Annotated in this window: 16 protein-coding genes; 3 read left to right on the forward strand and 13 right to left on the reverse strand. The window is 44.5% G+C overall.

Going from position 1 to position 17,373, the window contains the following annotated elements:
* The first annotated feature begins 328 nt into the window (after positions 1-328).
* Positions 329-1,387: an efflux RND transporter periplasmic adaptor subunit gene (locus tag ACRQQK_RS02320; protein WP_457509897.1), complete on the forward strand. Its 1,059-nt coding sequence runs from the start codon at positions 329-331 to the stop codon at positions 1,385-1,387.
* Entirely contained in the window at positions 1,387-4,494 is a 3,108-nt protein-coding gene (vexH, locus tag ACRQQK_RS02325) for a vibriobactin export RND transporter permease subunit VexH (protein WP_457509898.1), read from the forward strand. The genes ACRQQK_RS02320 and vexH overlap by 1 nt, the downstream gene beginning before the upstream one ends.
* A 97-nt stretch (positions 4,495-4,591) precedes the next feature.
* Here vexH and ACRQQK_RS02330 read toward each other — a convergent pair whose 3' ends face one another.
* Positions 4,592-5,191, reverse strand: coding sequence for a YitT family protein (locus ACRQQK_RS02330; protein ID WP_457509899.1), 600 nt, complete (start codon positions 5,189-5,191; stop codon positions 4,592-4,594).
* A 347-nt stretch (positions 5,192-5,538) separates the two neighbouring features.
* Between ACRQQK_RS02330 and glyA the strand changes: the two genes are divergently transcribed.
* Positions 5,539-6,789: a serine hydroxymethyltransferase gene (glyA, locus tag ACRQQK_RS02335; RefSeq protein WP_171138395.1), complete on the forward strand. Its 1,251-nt coding sequence runs from the start codon at positions 5,539-5,541 to the stop codon at positions 6,787-6,789.
* A gap of 103 nt (positions 6,790-6,892) precedes the next feature.
* Here the strand turns inward: glyA and ACRQQK_RS02340 are convergent, their stop codons facing one another.
* The 12 genes from ACRQQK_RS02340 to ACRQQK_RS02395 form a co-directional block, all read right to left on the reverse strand.
* A complete protein-coding gene (locus ACRQQK_RS02340) occupies positions 6,893-7,225 on the reverse strand; it encodes a hypothetical protein (protein WP_457509900.1) in 333 nt (110 codons plus the stop codon).
* A 136-nt stretch (positions 7,226-7,361) separates the two neighbouring features.
* Positions 7,362-8,327, reverse strand: coding sequence for a lipoyl synthase (gene lipA / locus ACRQQK_RS02345; RefSeq protein WP_457509901.1), 966 nt, complete (start codon positions 8,325-8,327; stop codon positions 7,362-7,364).
* Positions 8,324-8,992: a lipoyl(octanoyl) transferase LipB gene (gene lipB / locus ACRQQK_RS02350; RefSeq protein WP_457509902.1), complete on the reverse strand. Its 669-nt coding sequence runs from the start codon at positions 8,990-8,992 to the stop codon at positions 8,324-8,326. The genes lipA and lipB overlap by 4 nt, the downstream gene beginning before the upstream one ends.
* 185 nt (positions 8,993-9,177) lie before the next feature.
* On the reverse strand, positions 9,178-9,456 hold the full coding sequence (gene ybeD / locus ACRQQK_RS02355) for a DUF493 family protein YbeD (RefSeq protein ID WP_457509903.1): 279 nt from the start codon (positions 9,454-9,456) through the stop codon (positions 9,178-9,180).
* Between the two features lie 269 nt (positions 9,457-9,725).
* The gene (locus ACRQQK_RS02360; RefSeq protein WP_457509904.1) at positions 9,726-10,901 is read right to left on the reverse strand and encodes a serine hydrolase; all 1,176 of its coding nucleotides are present in this window, start codon (positions 10,899-10,901) and stop codon (positions 9,726-9,728) included.
* Positions 10,902-10,989: 88 nt separating this feature from the next.
* Positions 10,990-11,775 carry a septal ring lytic transglycosylase RlpA family protein gene (locus tag ACRQQK_RS02365; protein ID WP_457509905.1) on the reverse strand — a complete coding sequence of 262 codons (786 nt, stop codon included), beginning with the start codon at positions 11,773-11,775 and terminating at the stop codon, positions 10,990-10,992.
* Positions 11,775-12,896 carry a rod shape-determining protein RodA gene (rodA, locus tag ACRQQK_RS02370; protein WP_457509906.1) on the reverse strand — a complete coding sequence of 374 codons (1,122 nt, stop codon included), beginning with the start codon at positions 12,894-12,896 and terminating at the stop codon, positions 11,775-11,777. The genes ACRQQK_RS02365 and rodA overlap by 1 nt, the downstream gene beginning before the upstream one ends.
* Before the next feature lie 2 nt (positions 12,897-12,898).
* Positions 12,899-14,779: a penicillin-binding protein 2 gene (gene mrdA / locus ACRQQK_RS02375; RefSeq protein WP_457509907.1), complete on the reverse strand. Its 1,881-nt coding sequence runs from the start codon at positions 14,777-14,779 to the stop codon at positions 12,899-12,901.
* A 6-nt stretch (positions 14,780-14,785) separates the two neighbouring features.
* Positions 14,786-15,256 (reverse strand): 23S rRNA (pseudouridine(1915)-N(3))-methyltransferase RlmH, encoded by a 471-nt coding sequence (rlmH, locus tag ACRQQK_RS02380; protein ID WP_042486506.1) that lies wholly within the window; start codon positions 15,254-15,256, stop codon positions 14,786-14,788.
* Positions 15,257-15,258: 2 nt separating this feature from the next.
* Positions 15,259-15,576, reverse strand: a complete 318-nt coding sequence (rsfS, locus tag ACRQQK_RS02385) for a ribosome silencing factor (RefSeq protein WP_042486474.1) — start codon at positions 15,574-15,576, stop codon at positions 15,259-15,261.
* A 66-nt stretch (positions 15,577-15,642) separates the two neighbouring features.
* Positions 15,643-16,668 carry a DNA polymerase III subunit delta gene (holA, locus tag ACRQQK_RS02390; RefSeq protein ID WP_457509908.1) on the reverse strand — a complete coding sequence of 342 codons (1,026 nt, stop codon included), beginning with the start codon at positions 16,666-16,668 and terminating at the stop codon, positions 15,643-15,645.
* Between the two features lie 8 nt (positions 16,669-16,676).
* The gene (locus ACRQQK_RS02395) at positions 16,677-17,309 is read right to left on the reverse strand and encodes an LPS-assembly lipoprotein LptE (protein ID WP_457509909.1); all 633 of its coding nucleotides are present in this window, start codon (positions 17,307-17,309) and stop codon (positions 16,677-16,679) included.
* Positions 17,310-17,373: the final 64 nt, after the last annotated feature.

Here is a 17,373-nt window from a genome sequence, read left to right on the forward strand (position 1 = left end):
AGATTTACAGTCTGCTCCCTTTGGCCACTCGGGAACCCCTCCAGGGTGTTTTCCTAATCTTTTACAAGAGAAGGCTTAACTGACGTTTTCCCAACACATCAATCAAGTGCGGAGCGCATATTATCAAACTCGGACTTTGTGTAAACCCTTTTTTTGTCTTTTTGAATTGAATGCTGGCTTTTTGGGCAAAGATGGCCGTAATTCCCCATTTTCTTTTTGAAATAGTGGTTTGAAAAGGAGATGGAAATATCAAATTTACGTTCCTTTACGTTTCCACGTGCTATAACTCGTTATAATAAAAGTTCTTTCTTATATGCTGATGTGGTTTATGAAAAACGTTTCGATTCTTTCTGCTGTTCTTGCTGTTGCCTTATTAGGAAGCGAAGGCGCTGTCGCTGCAGGGCCAAGAAGTGCACCTGCTATCTCTGTCGTCACTGATTTAGTGCAGGTTCATCAAATCTCTCAATCACTTTCTTTAGTTGGCAAACTGGAAGCTGAACAGTCAGTCATTATTTCGCCTGAAGTGGCTGGGAAAGTGGACATTATTGCGGTCAAAGCCAATCAGGAAGTAAAGAAAAATCAATTATTGGTGCAGTTATCTGACGAAAAAGCTCGTGCTTCTGTCGCCGAAGCAAAAGCGTATTTGCGTGATGAAAAACGTAAGCTGGCCGAATACGAGCGTTTGTTAAAGAGAAGTGCCATCACTCAAACTGAAATTGACGCTCAGAAAACCAGTGTTGACATTGCTCAGGCGCGTTTAGAAGCGGCAGAAGCGAACTGGAATGATCTTCATATCAAAGCCCCATTTGCTGGCACTGTAGGTTTTATTGATTTCAGCCGAGGTAAGATTGTCAGTACCAGCACTGAACTGATGACGTTAGATAACCTTTCATTAATGCAGTTGGATCTTCAGGTTCCTGAACGTTATTTGTCGATGCTTTCTAAAGGCATGAAAGTGGTTGGTACAACCCATGCTTGGCTGGGCAAGACATTTGAAGGCGAAGTGGTTGGTATCGATACTCGTGTAAATACTGAAACGCTGAATTTAAGAGTGCGCATTCATTTTTCCAATGCTGGTGGCTTACTTAAACCAGGAATGTTGGTTTCCGCTCTTTTAGCTTTCCCGGCAATTGAAGCGCCAATTATCCCGGTTCAGGCGCTAGAGTATTCTGGCACGAAACGCTTTGTTTATGTGGTTGGCGAAGATAACAAAGCCGTTCGAACCGAAGTGCTTCTAGGTGCTCGTGTTGAAAACCAAGTTGTGATTGAGCAAGGACTAGAAATTGGTGAGAAAGTTGTTGTTCAAGGCATCGTAAACATGCGTGATGGCGCTAAAGTGTCCGAAGTGACGGTAGCTGGTCTGCCTGTGAACAAGGATGACAACTAATGTTGATCTCTGATGTTTCAGTCAAACGCCCAGTGGCCGCGCTGGTTTTAAGCATGTTGTTGTGTGTGTTTGGTTTTGTTTCTTTTACTAAGCTTGCTGTACGTGAAATGCCGGATATTGAAAATCCGGTTGTTTCTATCTCAACCCGATATCAAGGCGCTTCCGCGACCATTATTGAAAGCCAGATTACCTCTGTTCTTGAAGAACAATTAACGGGTATCAGCGGTATCGACGAAATTACATCAGTGACTCGCAACGGTTCGTCACGTATTACGGTCACGTTTAACTTAGGTTATGACCTAAATACTGGTGTCAGTGATATTCGTGATGCGGTCGCTCGGGCTCAGCGTTCGTTGCCTGACGGGGCGGATGATCCACTCGTATTTAAGAACAACGGTTCCGGCCAAGCATCTATGTACATTAACTTGAGTTCATCGACGATGGACCGAACTCAGTTGACAGACTATATGGAACGAGTTCTGGTTGACCGCTTTAGCCTGATTTCGGGTGTCAGCTCAGTGAACGTCTCTGGTGGTTTGTACAAAGTGATGTATGTGCGACTGCAACCAGAGCTAATGGCGGGGAGGGGGGTGACCACTTCGGATATTTCAGCGGCATTACGCCGTGAGAATATCGAAAGCCCAGGAGGTCAAGTCCGTAACGATTCTACGGTGATGTCGGTTCGTACTGCTCGAACTTATCAAAAGTCGGAAGACTTCCAGTACTTAGTGGTTAAACGCGTCAACGGATCGCCTATTTATCTCAAAGATGTGGCCGAAGTATTTCTTGGTGCTGAGAATGAAAACTCGACTTATAAAACAGACGGTGTTGTGAACGTGAGCATGGGGATTGTTCCTCAGTCAGACGCTAACCCGCTGGAGGTGGCGCAACGAGTCCATCAGCAAGTTGATAACATTCAGAAATTCCTGCCTGAAAACACCAAGCTGGTGGTGAACTATGACTCAACCATCTTCATTGAACGCTCTATCGAAGAGGTATACAGCACCTTATTTATTACTGGTGGTCTGGTTGTTTTAGTGCTCTATATCTTTATCGGTCAGGCTCGCGCGACATTGATCCCTGCGATTACCGTACCGGTATCCTTGATCTCTTCTTTTATTGCGGCCTACTACTTTGGATTCTCTATTAACCTCATCACCTTGATGGCACTGATTCTGTCGATTGGTCTGGTTGTGGATGACGCTATTGTGGTGGTGGAAAACATCTTCCACCATATTGAGCAGGGCGAAAAACCTTTGCTTGCTGCCTATAAAGGCACTCGTGAAGTGGGCTTTGCTGTTATTGCCACGACCTTAGTGTTGGTGATGGTGTTCCTGCCAATCTCCTTTATGGATGGAATGGTCGGTTTGCTGTTCACTGAGTTCTCGGTTCTGCTGGCAATGTCGGTGATTTTCTCATCATTAATCGCTCTGACCCTCACGCCAGTACTGGGCAGTAAGATTCTTAAAGCAAATGTTAAACCGAATGGCTTTAACCGCTTTGTCGATAAGCTATTCGCAAAGCTGGAATCGGCTTATCGCACTGCTCTGCGTTTTGCTTTGCGCTTTAAATGGTTTGCCCCTTTAGTCATTCTTGGCTGTATTGGTGGCAGTTATCAGTTTATGCAGAGTGTTCCCGCGCAATTGACACCCTCTGAAGACCGTGGCGTTATCTTCGCGTTTGTACGAGGCGCAGATGCAACCAGTTATAACCGTATGTCGGCCAATATGGACCTAGTGGAAGCTCGTTTGAAACCCTTGCTTGGGCAAGGTTTCTTAAGATCGTTCAGCATTCAATCGCCAGCCTTTGGTGGTAATGCGGGGGATCAGACGGGGTTTGTGATTATGACGCTGGATGATTGGAATCAGCGCAGCATTACGGCTCAAAACGCATTAGGCGAAGTGAGAAAAGCGTTAGCAGGTATTCCCGATGTGCGTGTGATTCCGTTTATGCCTGGTTTCCGAGGCGGTTCCAGTGAGCCAGTTCAGTTTGTACTCGGTGGTTCTGATTATACGGAGTTAAAAGAGTGGGCTGAAAAACTAGAAGCGACAGCTGAAAGTTCAACCTATATGACGGGCGTGGATATCAACTATTCTGAGAAAACGCCTGAGTTGGTGGTGACGGTTGATAAACAAAGAGCATCGGAGCTGAACATCAGTGTGCAAGACATTTCGGATACGCTGGAAGTCATGCTGGGTGGTAAGGCGGTTACAACCTTCGTCGAGCGTGGTGAAGAGTATGATGTTTATTTACGCGGTGACGAAAACAGCTTTAATAATGCTGCAGATTTAAGTCAAATCTATATGCGCACCGGAAACGGTGATCTCGTCACTTTGGATACCGTGACTAAAATTGAGGAAGTGGCGTCGGCTATTCGCTTGTCACACTACAACAAGCAAAAGGCCATTACGATTACCGCGAACTTAGCCGATGGGGCAACCTTAGGTCAGGCTTTGGACTTTATGGATCAAAAAGCTTTGGAAATGCTGCCAAGCGATATCTCTGTCAGCTATTCCGGTGAGTCTAAAGACTTTAAGGAAAACCAGTCGAGTGTTGCGGTGGTATTCGCACTAGCCTTGTTGGTGGCTTACTTGGTGCTTGCCGCTCAGTTTGAAAGCTTTATCAACCCAATGGTCATTATGTTTACGGTACCTATGGGCGTATTCGGTGGTTTCCTCGGCCTATTTATTATGGGGCAGGGGATGAATGTATACAGCCAAATTGGTATGGTGATGCTGATTGGTATGGTGACTAAGAACGGTATCTTAATTGTTGAGTTTGCCAACCAGTTGCGTGACCGTGGCGTTGAGTTTGAAAAAGCGATTGTGGATGCTTCTGCGCGACGCCTTCGTCCTATTCTGATGACTGCATTTACAACTCTGGCTGGTTCTATTCCACTGATTGTCTCTACTGGCGCTGGTTATGAAAGCCGTGTGGCTGTGGGTACAGTTATTTTCTTCGGGATGGCATTCGCTACCGTGGTTACCCTGTTTGTTATTCCAGCAATGTACCGTTTAATTTCAGCGAAGACACAAGCTCCGGGGCACGTTGAAGCAGAACTGAACAGAGAGTTGGGGCACGATAACAAAGGTCGAACAACTCACTAAGCCCCTTGCCTTAAAGCCAAAATCAAAAAGCCCGCAAAATAGCGGGCTTTCGTTTTTCAATTCTTGTTCAATTTCGTCTAATTGTCTTTCACTGTGTCTAGATATATTTCACCGAATAACGTGAAGGCTTATGGTTCATCGCTAACACTATGTTGAGTACAAACGCGCCTGCTATAGAAAGCATAATGATTGACGGTGTTAAGAAGAACAGCGAGGTAAACACAATGATGCAGTCTAAAACAAGTTGAGTTTTGCCCACCGAAATGCCGAATTTGTCCTGAATAAACAGACATAGCACGTTAAAGCCACCCAAGCTTGAGCGGTGACGGAACAGAATCAGCATTCCTAATCCAGTCAGTAGTCCTCCAGCTATAGCACAGTAAGCCGGCTCAACATGTTCGATAGTGATGAAGTTCGACAAGTGATCAGTAAAGACTGAAACCAAGGCGCATGAGATAGCTGTGTTGACCGAAAACCTAGTCCCGAAGCGTTTCCACGCGAGCAAGTAGAATGGCATGTTGACGAAGAAATAGAGTACGCCGAAGCTCCATGGGAATACATGAGTGAGTAGAAGTGCTAAACCCGCAGTACCACCTGTGATCAAATTGGCTGCTTTTAAAAAAAATAGTCCCTGAGACACAATAAAGGTGCCAGTGAAGATCGCTACCCAATCTTCCTTCCGTGAATGTGTTTCCATTTAAGATGCCATTAATTGCTAAAAAATAAGTAATTGGTAAAGAATAAGTGGATACTAATTAAAACCTGATCTTTTCGGTAGCTAGCGAACAAAAATTAGGGTAAACCTATGTATTCCCAAATTTACACTGTGTAAAGAAAATGTAGACACTCATCTAAAAAGCGCAAAAGATGAGCGGTGTTGTCAATCAACATGAAAAAACTGCATGATAATTTCTGTAATTTGGGCTTTATGATATAAATCAAATTATGTAGAATGCGCGCCATATTACGGTGACGAAAACGTTTGCTTTTGGTCGTTGTGTGGTTTTTTGCTACTTTCAGTCAAATCTGAGTCAGGAGATACAGATGCTTAAGCGTGATATGAACATCGCTGATTATGATCCGGAGCTATACGCTGCCATTCAGGAAGAAACTCTTCGCCAAGAAGAGCACATTGAACTTATCGCTTCAGAAAACTACACCAGTCCGCGTGTAATGGAAGCTCAAGGTTCTCAGCTAACAAACAAATACGCTGAAGGCTACCCTGGCAAGCGTTACTACGGCGGTTGTGAGTACGTTGATAAAGCGGAATCTCTAGCAATTGACCGTGCATGCCAGCTATTTGGCTGTGAGTACGCTAACGTTCAGCCACATTCTGGCTCTCAAGCAAATAGCGCAGTGTACATGGCTCTTCTAAACCCAGGTGACACTGTTCTAGGTATGAGCCTAGCGCACGGCGGTCACTTGACTCACGGTTCACCAGTAAACTTCTCTGGTAAACACTACAACGTGATTCCTTACGGTATCGACGAAGCTGGTCAAATCAACTACGACGAAATGGAAGCTCTTGCTCTTGAGCATAAACCTAAGATGATCATCGGTGGTTTCTCAGCTTACTCACAAATCGTTGATTGGAAACGCATGCGTGAAATCGCTGACAAAGTCGATGCTTACCTGTTTGTTGACATGGCACACGTTGCTGGCCTGATTGCTGCTGGTGTATACCCAACACCAATCCCACACGCACACGTTGTTACTACTACAACTCACAAAACACTAGCAGGCCCACGTGGCGGCTTGATTCTTTCAAACGCTGGTGAAGAGATGTACAAGAAGCTGAACTCAGCAGTGTTCCCTGGCGGCCAAGGTGGTCCTCTAATGCATGTTATCGCTGGTAAAGCGGTAGCGTTCAAAGAAGCGATGGAACCTGAGTTCAAAGCTTACCAAGAGCGTGTTGTTAAGAACGCAAAAGCAATGGTTGCTCAGTTCCAAGAACGTGGTTATAAAATCGTTTCTAACAGTACTGAAAACCACCTGTTCCTTGTTGACCTAATCGACAAAGACATCACTGGTAAAGAAGCGGATGCAGCTCTAGGTGCAGCGAACATCACTGTAAACAAAAACTCAGTGCCAAACGATCCTCGTAGCCCATTCGTAACTTCTGGTATCCGTGTTGGTACACCAGCAATTACTCGCCGTGGCTTCAATGAGGAAGATGCGAAAGCATTGGCTAACTGGATGTGTGATGTTCTAGACAACATCAACGACGAAGCGGTTATCGAAGCAACGAAACAAAAAGTGCTTGATATCTGTAAGCGTCTACCAGTTTACGCTTAATTGCTTGAACATATGGAAAAGGCCTGCAATGCAGGCCTTTTTTACATCTTTAAACTGGCGAACTCGTTGGCTACAGAAAATCGCCATAGAACTGTAGTTCGCTCTATTTAGCCATACTGATCAAAGTGCCGGATTTGCATTTGAACATGTAGTATTTGTTGCTTTCGGTAAACTTACCTAAGCCTTCACCATCACAATATTCAATATTAATCTCGCGCATCACTTCGAGTGTATCTTCACTTGCCAGAGCAAACTTAGCACCATCTGAACAGACAATGCGAACTTTGCCATCGTCGCTGACAGAGTAGATATCGACTTCTGTATTACATAACTCAAAAGAAGCTTCGCGGAAGTTGTCTGTCTGAGAGTTCGAAGAACAACCGGCTGTAATTGCTGCTGTTGTCAGAGCGAAAGCGAGCATCGTTAAATTTTTCATTATCATTGTCCTTCATGATTTAAGAGTCAGTGGTTAGCCTATAAAACTATTTGCATCTATTCAATCATAGACACAAAAAAGGCGACATATCCGAAGACATATCGCCTTTTCATTGATTTAGTTGTTCAAGTATTGATTACTTTACTTCTAAACCTTGCGCTTGCATATCTGCGTGGTAAGAAGAACGCACAAACGGACCACAAGCCGCGTGAGTGAAACCAAGCTCTAGCGCGATATCTTTTAGCTCATCAAACTCTGCTGGTGGAACGTAACGTTCAACGGGCAAATGGTGGCGGCTTGGCGCTAGGTATTGGCCTAGGGTTAGCATAGTAACGCCGTGGGCACGAAGGTCTTTCATCACTTCGATGATCTCTTCTTTTGTCTCACCAAGGCCCATCATCAAACCTGATTTTGTTGGAATCTCTGGATGCTGCTGTTTGAATTTTTGTAGCAGTTGCAGTGACCACTTGTAGTTTGCACCCGGACGCGCTTTACGGTACAGGCGAGGTGCCGTTTCCAAGTTGTGGTTGAAGACATCCGGCGGGTTGTCTTTCAACAAGTCCAGTGCTACATCCATACGACCACGGAAATCAGGAACCAAAGTTTCAATACGAATATTTGGATTCAAAGCGCGAATTTCACGGTTACAGTCAGCAAAGTGTTGTGCACCGCCATCACGAAGATCATCACGGTCTACAGAGGTGATAACCACATATTTCAGTTTCATATCACTGATGGTTTTCGCTAGCTTTTTCGGCTCATCGGCTTCAGGAGCAACAGGGCGACCATGGGCAACATCGCAGAATGGGCAACGACGTGTACAAATAGCACCTAAAATCATGAAGGTCGCTGTACCGTGGTTGAAACACTCAGCCAAGTTAGGGCAAGACGCTTCTTCACAAACAGAGTGCAGGTTGTTCTTACGCATTGCTGATTTGATGTCTTGGATACGTTGGCTGTCTGCTGGCAGCTTGATTTTCATCCACTCAGGTTTACGCAAGATTTCTTTTTGTTCTGACGGCATGTTCTTTACGGGAATCAGTGCCATTTTGTCAGCGTCACGGTATTTGACGCCTTTTTCCATTTGAATGGGTTTGCTCATACTTTGTTACCGATTGAGGGTGCTTCAGTGCTGAATTCGACATGCTCGTAGCCAAATAGCGGTACGAGTTGTTGGATTAATTGTTGTTCTACTTGGTGAATATCTGCCGGTCCACCTAAGTTACTCACTTGTACCATTTCCATGCCTTGGTAACCACAAGGGTTAATTCGCAAAAATGGAGTGAGATCCATATTGACGTTTAAAGCTAGCCCATGAAATGAACAGCCTTTACGAATTCGTAGACCAAGTGAACAGATTTTTCTTCCGTCAACGTAAACACCCGGAGCATCCGGACGTGCTGCTGACGCAATATCGTAAGTTTTCAGAGTATTGATAACCAGATTTTCAATATCCGTTACCAGATCTCTAACACCTAATTTTTTGCGTCTTAGGTTAATTAAAAAATACACCACTAACTGACCTGGACCGTGATAAGTCACCTGACCACCACGGTCACTTTGTACAACCGGAATATCACCTGTGTTGAGCAAGTGTTCAGCTTTACCAGCCTGACCCTGTGTAAACACTGGGTTGTGTTCAACAAGCCAGACTTCATCACGAGTCTCTTCGTCACGCTGATCGGTAAATTCATGCATCGCCTGCCAAACTGGATGGTAGTCTTGTCGACCCCATTGTCTGACAACAAGCTGGTTATCTAGTGTCATATTCCGTCAGTGGTTGTTAAAATTTGGGTGATTATAAACGCCTTAAGAGCGAGGAACTACTCATAGAGGGCATTTTTTTGACCATAATTTAAGTGTTGTTTTGTTAACATTCTGATAAATATAAAGAAAGCAGCTTGATGCTGCTTTCAAAAATATTTTAATTGATATCGAATTATTTGATTCAGTTAAAGAACCATACGTACAATTTCAATATCACCCAGTTCTTTATACAGGGTTTCCACTTGCACGATAGAAGTGGCGGTAATGGTCACTGACACTGAGTGATAGGTACCTTTCGCACTAGGTTTAACTCGTGGGCTGTAATCGCCAGGAGCGTGACGTTGAATCACTTCAAGAACAAGCTCTGGTAATTCAGGTTTTGCATGGCCCATCACCTTGTAGGTAAAAGAACAAGGGAACTCAAGCAGGTCTTTTAATTTTGCATCAGAGTTGATGGTCAACATATTGGAAACTCCAAGTTTGGCATTCGATTAAGCGGTGCAGAATATTACAGCCTATCGAAGTGGATCTCAAGTGAACAAAAAAGCCGCTTTACTCTTCCTACTTGAAGCTGCGGTGGTGTTGGCTGCATTCGTTCGCCCCAATCACATAGTTATCTATGCTCATGGGGACTCACTTATTTGCCGCCTACCTGCAGTTCCAAGTAGTTTGAGTAAAAAGCAGCTTCCTTGTCAAATTACTAAAATACTATATCCAATTTCTAGAATTGGTATTAGAACAAGCCTTTGAATAGTAGAACAATGTAGTCCCATAGGCGGCTGAACAAGCTACCTTCATTCACATCTTCAAGTGCTAATAGAGGGTATTGAGCAACATCTTCATTGTCTACTTGGTAGTAAAGCTTACCAACTACATCACCTTTCTTAATTGGGGCTTTTAGCTCTTTTTCAAGTACAAAGCTTGCAGTTAGGTTTTTCGCTTGACCGCGAGGCAGAGTAACATAAGTGTCTTCATCAACGCCTAGAGCAACGGTTGACTTATCACCCATCCAGATTTGTTCTTCAACAAAGGTTTCACCTTTCTTATGTGGTGCAACGGTTTCGAAGAAACGGAAGCCGTAACTTAATAGTTTCTTGCTTTCAGATTTACGAGCATTCGCATCTTTAGTGCCCATTACAACAGCTACAAGACGCATCTTACCTTCGGTTGCTGAACTTACTAGGCTGTAACCTGCGTTCGATGTGTGGCCTGTCTTGATACCGTCAACGTTCATGCTCTTATCCCATAACAGACCGTTACGGTTGTACTGGGTGATGCCGTTGTAAGTGAATTTTTGCTCTGAGTACAGCGCGTACTCGTCTGGAACATCACGAATCAGCGCTTGACCTAGTCGGGCCATATCGTGAGGCGTTGAGTATAAATTTGGATCATCTAGACCGTGTACGTTCGCGAAATGCGTGTTGGTCATTTTCAGTGAACTTGCCCAAGCATTCATTAAGTCTACGAAAGCATCTTCTGAACCCGCAATGTGCTCAGCCATCGCAACACAAGCGTCGTTACCAGATTGAATGATAATACCTCGGTTCAGGTCACTCACTTTTACAGTGGTGCCGACTTCGATAAACATCTTAGATGAGTCAGGGAAGTTTTTTGCCCACGCGTTTTTACTAATCACGACATCGTCATTAGGAGAAATGTTTCCACGCGCAAGTTCTTGTCCGATAACGTAGCTTGTCATCATTTTGGTCAAACTTGCAGGAGACAGTTTTGTGTCCATCTCTTTTTCAGCCAGAATCTTACCTGAATGAAAATCCATCAGAACGTAACCTTTAGCGGCGATCTGTGGTGCGTCTGGCATAACAATAGGTGCAGCTGCGGCAGTGAATGAGATAAGAGTAGAAAGCGCAGTGGACGACGCCAGAACAGAATTTAGAATCAATTTTTTCATGGTAAATGCGTGTTATCTAGTTGGTTGTGTATATCTTAACAGAAACGACTATTCAAACCAGAGCCGATATGCCTTGGCTCTTCAATCATTACTGTGCAACTTGGTACTTTTTAATAAATGCGGTGTCGTAACCTAGGGACTTTACACGCTCTAATGTTTCTTGAGTCAGCGTATAGTCAGTAAAAGGGCCTAAAACAGCTCTATGGCTACCGTTTTCACTATCGATAAAACTTTGCACCGATAAGCTTTGTCCCAAATTTTGCGATAAAGTTCGAACTCTTTCTTCATTTTGTGAAGAAGCGACTTGAATTATATATCTTGGATCTGACTTTTTAACTAGGTTTGTCAGTGGTTTATCCACTTTAATAACTTCAATTGCAACGTTTGCGGTGCCGGTTTTAATGACGTCTAACTTGTAAGCCGCCGCATAACTTAAGTCAATGATGCGACCGGAATGGAATGGTCCACGGTCGTTGACTCGGACTATCGTTGTCTTGTTGTTATCGAGGTTAGTCACTTTTACGTAGCTTGGTATTGGCAATGTTTTGTGTGCTGCACTCATTGAGTACATATCATAAATCTCGCCATTAGACGTAAGGTGTCCATGGAATTTTTTACCATACCAAGATGCTTGCCCTTGTTCTTTAAAGCCCTCGGTATTTTTAACTATCTGGTATTTTTGACCACGTAATGTGTAGTCCTTATTACCACCTCGGCTATAGGGTTCATATTGAGGATGAGCATCCTCAATATGTTCGACTGAAATTGGGGCATTGGGTGCCACATCATCTTTAATATCGTAGCGGCCGCCGGAGCTCGAACAACCAGCGAGAATCATTAACACTAGGAGCGAAAAAAACGCGTTTAGTTTCATTAAGTCGCCTTTGAAAATGCCTTTCTGTGAGTGTGAATCGACATTAGGATACCGAAGCCAGCCATCAGGGTAACCATAGAAGTACCGCCATAGCTAACCAAAGGTAGTGGAACACCTACAACAGGCAAAATGCCACTTACCATGCCAATGTTCACAAACACGTAAACAAAGAAGCTGAGAACAACACTGCCTGCCATCATGCGGCCAAAGGCAGTTTGAGCATTGCTCGCCAAATAGAGACCTCGTCCGATAATAAACAGATATACAGAGAGAAGTCCTAAGATGCCAATCATGCCCCATTCTTCGGCGATAACTGCAAAGATAAAGTCAGTATGTCGCTCTGGTAAGAATTCTAGTTGAGATTGGGTGCCGTGCAGCCAACCTTTGCCTGAAATACCACCAGAACCGATAGCAATTTTACTTTGGATAATATGATAACCCGCGCCAAGGGGGTCAGATTCAGGGTTGAACAGTGTTCGTACGCGGACTTTTTGATACTCCCGCATCAAGAAAAACCACAATACAGGGATGAAAGCGCCTACGCCAACTGCCGCTGCGATGATGATTTTCCAACTGATACCAGCAAGAAAGATAACGAAGATACCTGATGCTGCAATCAATATTGATGTGCCTAAGTCTGGTTGCTTGGCAATTAAAATAGTGGGGACTAATACCATCACAATGGAAGCAACAAGTGTTCGAAAATTAGAAGGTAGAGGTCGCTTACCCACATAGCGTGCAACCATTAATGGTACCGCTAGTTTGAGCAATTCCGATGGTTGGAAACGTACAAACCCCAAGTTTAACCAGCGCTGTGCGCCTTTGGAGGATTCTCCGAAAAAGAGCACGCCTAAAAGTAAAATAACGCCCGCAAAATAGAGCAGGGGGGCTAGGCTTTCATACGTTCGTGGCGATATCTGGGCTAAGCCAATCATGACGGTAAGTGCCAATATCATGCGCATTGCCTGACGATCCATCATCGCCATACTCTGTCCACTGGCACTGTACATAACCATGAGCGCAAAGCCAAAAACCGCCAAAATACCAATCAACAAAGGTAGGTCAATGTGAAGCCTTTCAAATAGAGCCCGACTTTGTCCGGTTGAAGGATCCAGTTTCATTATTATTCGTCCTCTTGAGCACCCAGTATGATGTGATCGAATATGCGTCTAACGACAGGTGCACCATTGGTTGAACCACCACCGGCGTTTTCTAAAACGATGGTAACAATTGCTTGGGGATCATCAACTGGAGCGAAACCGGTAAACAGTGCGTGGTCGCGTAAATGTTCTGCTAATTCGTCAGCGTTATATTCTTGTCCTTCCGCTAAGCCGAATACCTGAGCAGTACCTGATTTACCGGCACTTTTGTATTTCAGATTCTGGAAAGCTCGTCTTGCTGTCCCTTTCTTACCGTGGTTAACCAGATACATACCTTCCATTGCCATATCCCAGTATTTCTTTGGCACGCCAGTAATTGGCGGGTAGCTGACATATTCTGCTTCTTTCTGACGAGTAAATTCTTCACCGTTATTGATGGTTGAACGCAATAAATGCGGAGCCCAAACTTCACCGCGGTGAACCAATACCGAGGTCGCCTTGGCGATTTGCATTGGTGTTGCGGTCCAGTAACCTTGGCCAATACCAACGGGGATTGTATCCCCTTGATACCATGGCGTACGGTGACGGGACATTTTCCATTCTCTGGTCGGCATGTTCGCTTTACTTTCTTCGTAAATATCGATACCAGTGTAATCACCAAAACCGAAGCGCATCATCCAGTCAGACAAGCGGTCGATGCCCAAATCGTAAGCGATTTGATAAAAGAAGGTATCGACCGACTCTTCAAGTGCTTTGATGATATCGACTCTTCCATGTCCCCAGCGTAACCAGTCACGGAATGGGCGTGTGGTTGAGTTTGGAATCTTCCAATAACCGGGGTCATTTCGGGTGGTATTCGCTGTAACCACGCCTTCTTTCAGGGCAGAAACGGCAATAAAAGGTTTAACGGTCGAACCCGGAGGATAAATACCTAGAGTTGTTCGGTTAACCAGTGGACGGTTCTTATCGTTCAACAGGCTACTGTATTCTTTACCGGAGATACCATGGACAAAGGCATTAGGGTCGTAGCTAGGGCTTGAGACCATCGCCAGAATTCCATTGTCTTTAGGATCGAGAACAACAGCCGCTCCGCGTCTTCCATCCAGGAGTTTGTGCACGTAAAGTTGTAAGTCGATATCTAGGTTTAGAACAATATCTTTGCCGGGAATTGGCGGAACATATTTGAGCGTGCGGATTATACGGCCACGACTGTTAACTTCAACTTCTTGATAGCCAGCGGTGCCGTGCAGTGTGCTTTCGTAATAGCGTTCAATACCCAGTTTGCCGATATCGCGAGTTGCTTGGTAGTTAGCAACTTGTTCGTCTCTTTCAAGGCGCTCGATGTCTTTATCATTGATGCGCGATACATAGCCGATAACGTGAGTCAGTACTTCGCCGTAAGGGTAGTAGCGTTTCAAACTTGCAGTAACGGTAACCCCGGGAAATTTATGTTGTTGTACAGAGAATTTTGCAACCTCAGTTTCTGTCAACTGAGTCAGTAATGGTACAGAGTTAAAACGACGAGAGTGACGACGCTCTTTCTCAAAGGTCGCTATTTTTTCCGGCGTTATTTCGAGGAATTCTTGCAAGCGAGCGATGGTGCCATCGATATCTTTCACTTGCTCTGGAGTGATCTCCAAGTTAAACACCGGACGGTTTTCTGCCAATAGGCGCCCGTTTCTGTCGTAGATTAAGCCTCGATTTGGCGCGATAGGAACAACTTTAATACGGTTATCGTTAGAACGAGTTTTATAGTCTTGGTATTGGTTGACCTGAATGTTGTAAAGGTTCGCGATGAGAATACCCATCATGAACACTATGCCAACAAATGAGACCACAGCACGGCTTTTGAAAAGCCGTGCTTCAGCAATGTAATCTCGAAAAGGGTTACTCTTACGTAACATCGATGCCTATTCTCGGTGATATGGATGGTTGGCAGTGATACTCCACGCCCGATACAAGCTTTCGGCCATGACGACGCGAACTAACGGATGCGGCAAAGTTAAAGGTGATAAAGACCAGCTTTGTTCAGCTGCCGCTTTACAAGCTGGTGATAACCCTTCAGGGCCGCCAATCAAAATGGATACGTCTCGTGCATCTAGCTTCCAACTTTCAAGTTGACCTGCTAGCTGTTCTGTATCCCAGCGTTTACCTGGAATATCGAGGGTAACAATTCTGTTGCCTTTTGGCACGGCAGCCAACATCGCTTCGCCTTCTTTTTGCAGTATTCTTGCAATATCAGCGTTTTTACCGCGTTTGCCTGCTGGGATTTCAACTAACTCAAGTGGCATGTCGTGAGGGAAGCGACGGCGATATTCTTGAAAGCCTTCTTCAACCCATTTAGGCATTTTAGTACCAACGGCAATAAGCTGAATTTTCACCATTAGCTCCAAAGTTTTTCTAGTTGGTACATTTCACGCTGTTCCTCCTGCATGACGTGCACCATGGTTGTCCCCATATCGACAACAACCCATTCACCTTCGTTTTCACCGTCCATACCGAGCGGATCGAAACCGATTTTCTTCGCTTCACTTGCGACGTGATCAGCAATTGATGAAACGTGACGTTTTGAAGTGCCAGTGCAAATGATCATGTAATCGGTCACACTTGATTTACCTTGTACGTCTAAGGTGATGATGTCAACGGCTTTCATGTCGTCAACTTTATCTGCAAGAAAGGTATTTAATTCTTCGCGTTGCAAGGGGTATTCCTCTGAAATGGTCTATTGGTACTATTTTTACTGTTTAGGCGCGCAGTATAACACTGTTTAAACTGGCAAAGGGATGTTTGCCTGAGGAGCGGCGAACTCTACGCTTATTTGATGAAGAAGTGGCCAGCATGGCTGCTCGTATTGAGTTTTAGCCAAGACTTCAATTTGAGCAAGTAACCTAATTAGGTGTTGCAACTTGCTGAATGACAATCTTTGAAGAGCAGCTGAATACAAGGGGCGCTTATTCTGCCAGACGCGGTGTTTGTCAAAAACAGCGCCCATGCCCATCGCGTTGAGTTGCTGTTTCATTTGCAATAAAAGAAGCAGTTCCTTTTGCAAGGTTCGCATCAAAATGATTGGTTCAATCGCTTCCGCTTCAAGCTGACGCAGAATTCTTTGTGCACGGTTGGCTTTACCTTCAAGCAACGCATCCATCCAATGAAATGGCGTGAAATGGTTATGTCGATCAAGTGACTCCTGAAGGCGAACAAGGGTTAACTGGCCATCAGGGTAATTGAGTGCAAGTTTTTGTAAGCTTTGCATCAACGCAAATAAATTGCCTTCATGCCATTGCGCCAGCATCTGAACCGCTTCGGCATCTGGGGTTAAACCCAATGTGCGGCAACGAGCCATAACGAACTGCGGTAAGCGAGATAATTCTGGTGTTAAGCAGGTAACCAGACAACCGTTTGCCATCAGCGCTTTAAACCAAGCAGTGTTCTCTTGAGCTTTGGTCAGCTTATTACCCATGATAATCAAAACAATATCTGGATTGAGATAATCAGCAACAGTCGCTAGAGATTTAGACAAGGCGGCATTAAGCCCCGATTCGGCAATCTCCAATACGATAATTTGTCGGCTACTGAATAGGCTTAAGGATTGGCAGCAGTCATAAACTTGTGTCCAATCCAGATTGTTATCGACCGTAAAATGATGCTTTTCTTCAAAGCCTTCATTTTGAGCTTTGCTTTCTATCGCTTTGACCGATTCTTGAGTCAGCAGTGGTTCGCCACCAAAGATAAGATATACGGGCAATAACGATCTTTGTAATGAGTCGGCAAGTTTATCGGCGTAAACTCTCATTGTTTCAATTACTCAGTGGTTGTTTGAGCCGATGGCTCTTGGTGAGTTTCGATAGTGTCAATGAGATACGATTCGTTTGTCACAGCTGCTTTAGCTGACTCTTCAGTATCTGAAATTTCATCCATAGTGCCAGCCTGAATCGACGCTTTTAGTCGACCCATTTGGCGAACGATTTGTGTCGCTGCCAGTTTACGCATTTCGTCTTCAATCATGTCGCGCTCAACAGACTTCGCTAAAGCCGTAAGAGGGTTATCTAAGTAACTACGAGTTACACTGGTTGAAAATGTCTTTGTACCAATCTCTGGTACCGTCACTCGATATGATGCTCTAAAGGTCAGCTCTTTTTCCGCTGCACGTGTGGTTTGATAGAGCGATAGTGTACGTTCGCCTATCCCTTCGTTGATCAAATGCACGTTAGGTACATCATCAGCTGGCTGAACGATTTCAATTTCGTTCATACGTAACTGACGAGTGACTATGCGAGTAAAACTACTGTATTGGTCGTAACTGGTAATCGAAAGTTTGCTTAGTTCATCTGGAACATCGTAATCACCGCGCAAGTGAAAACCGCACGCACTCAGTAAGGTCGCAGAGAGGAAAACCAGTGACAATTTCAATAAAGATGAACATGTAAAACGCATGGGATTATTATTCTCGTTAGATTACTTATGTTAGAACACAAAGGATTATGTTCTAACATAAGTA

The sequence above is a fragment of the Vibrio sp. C8 genome (genome assembly GCF_054051265.1).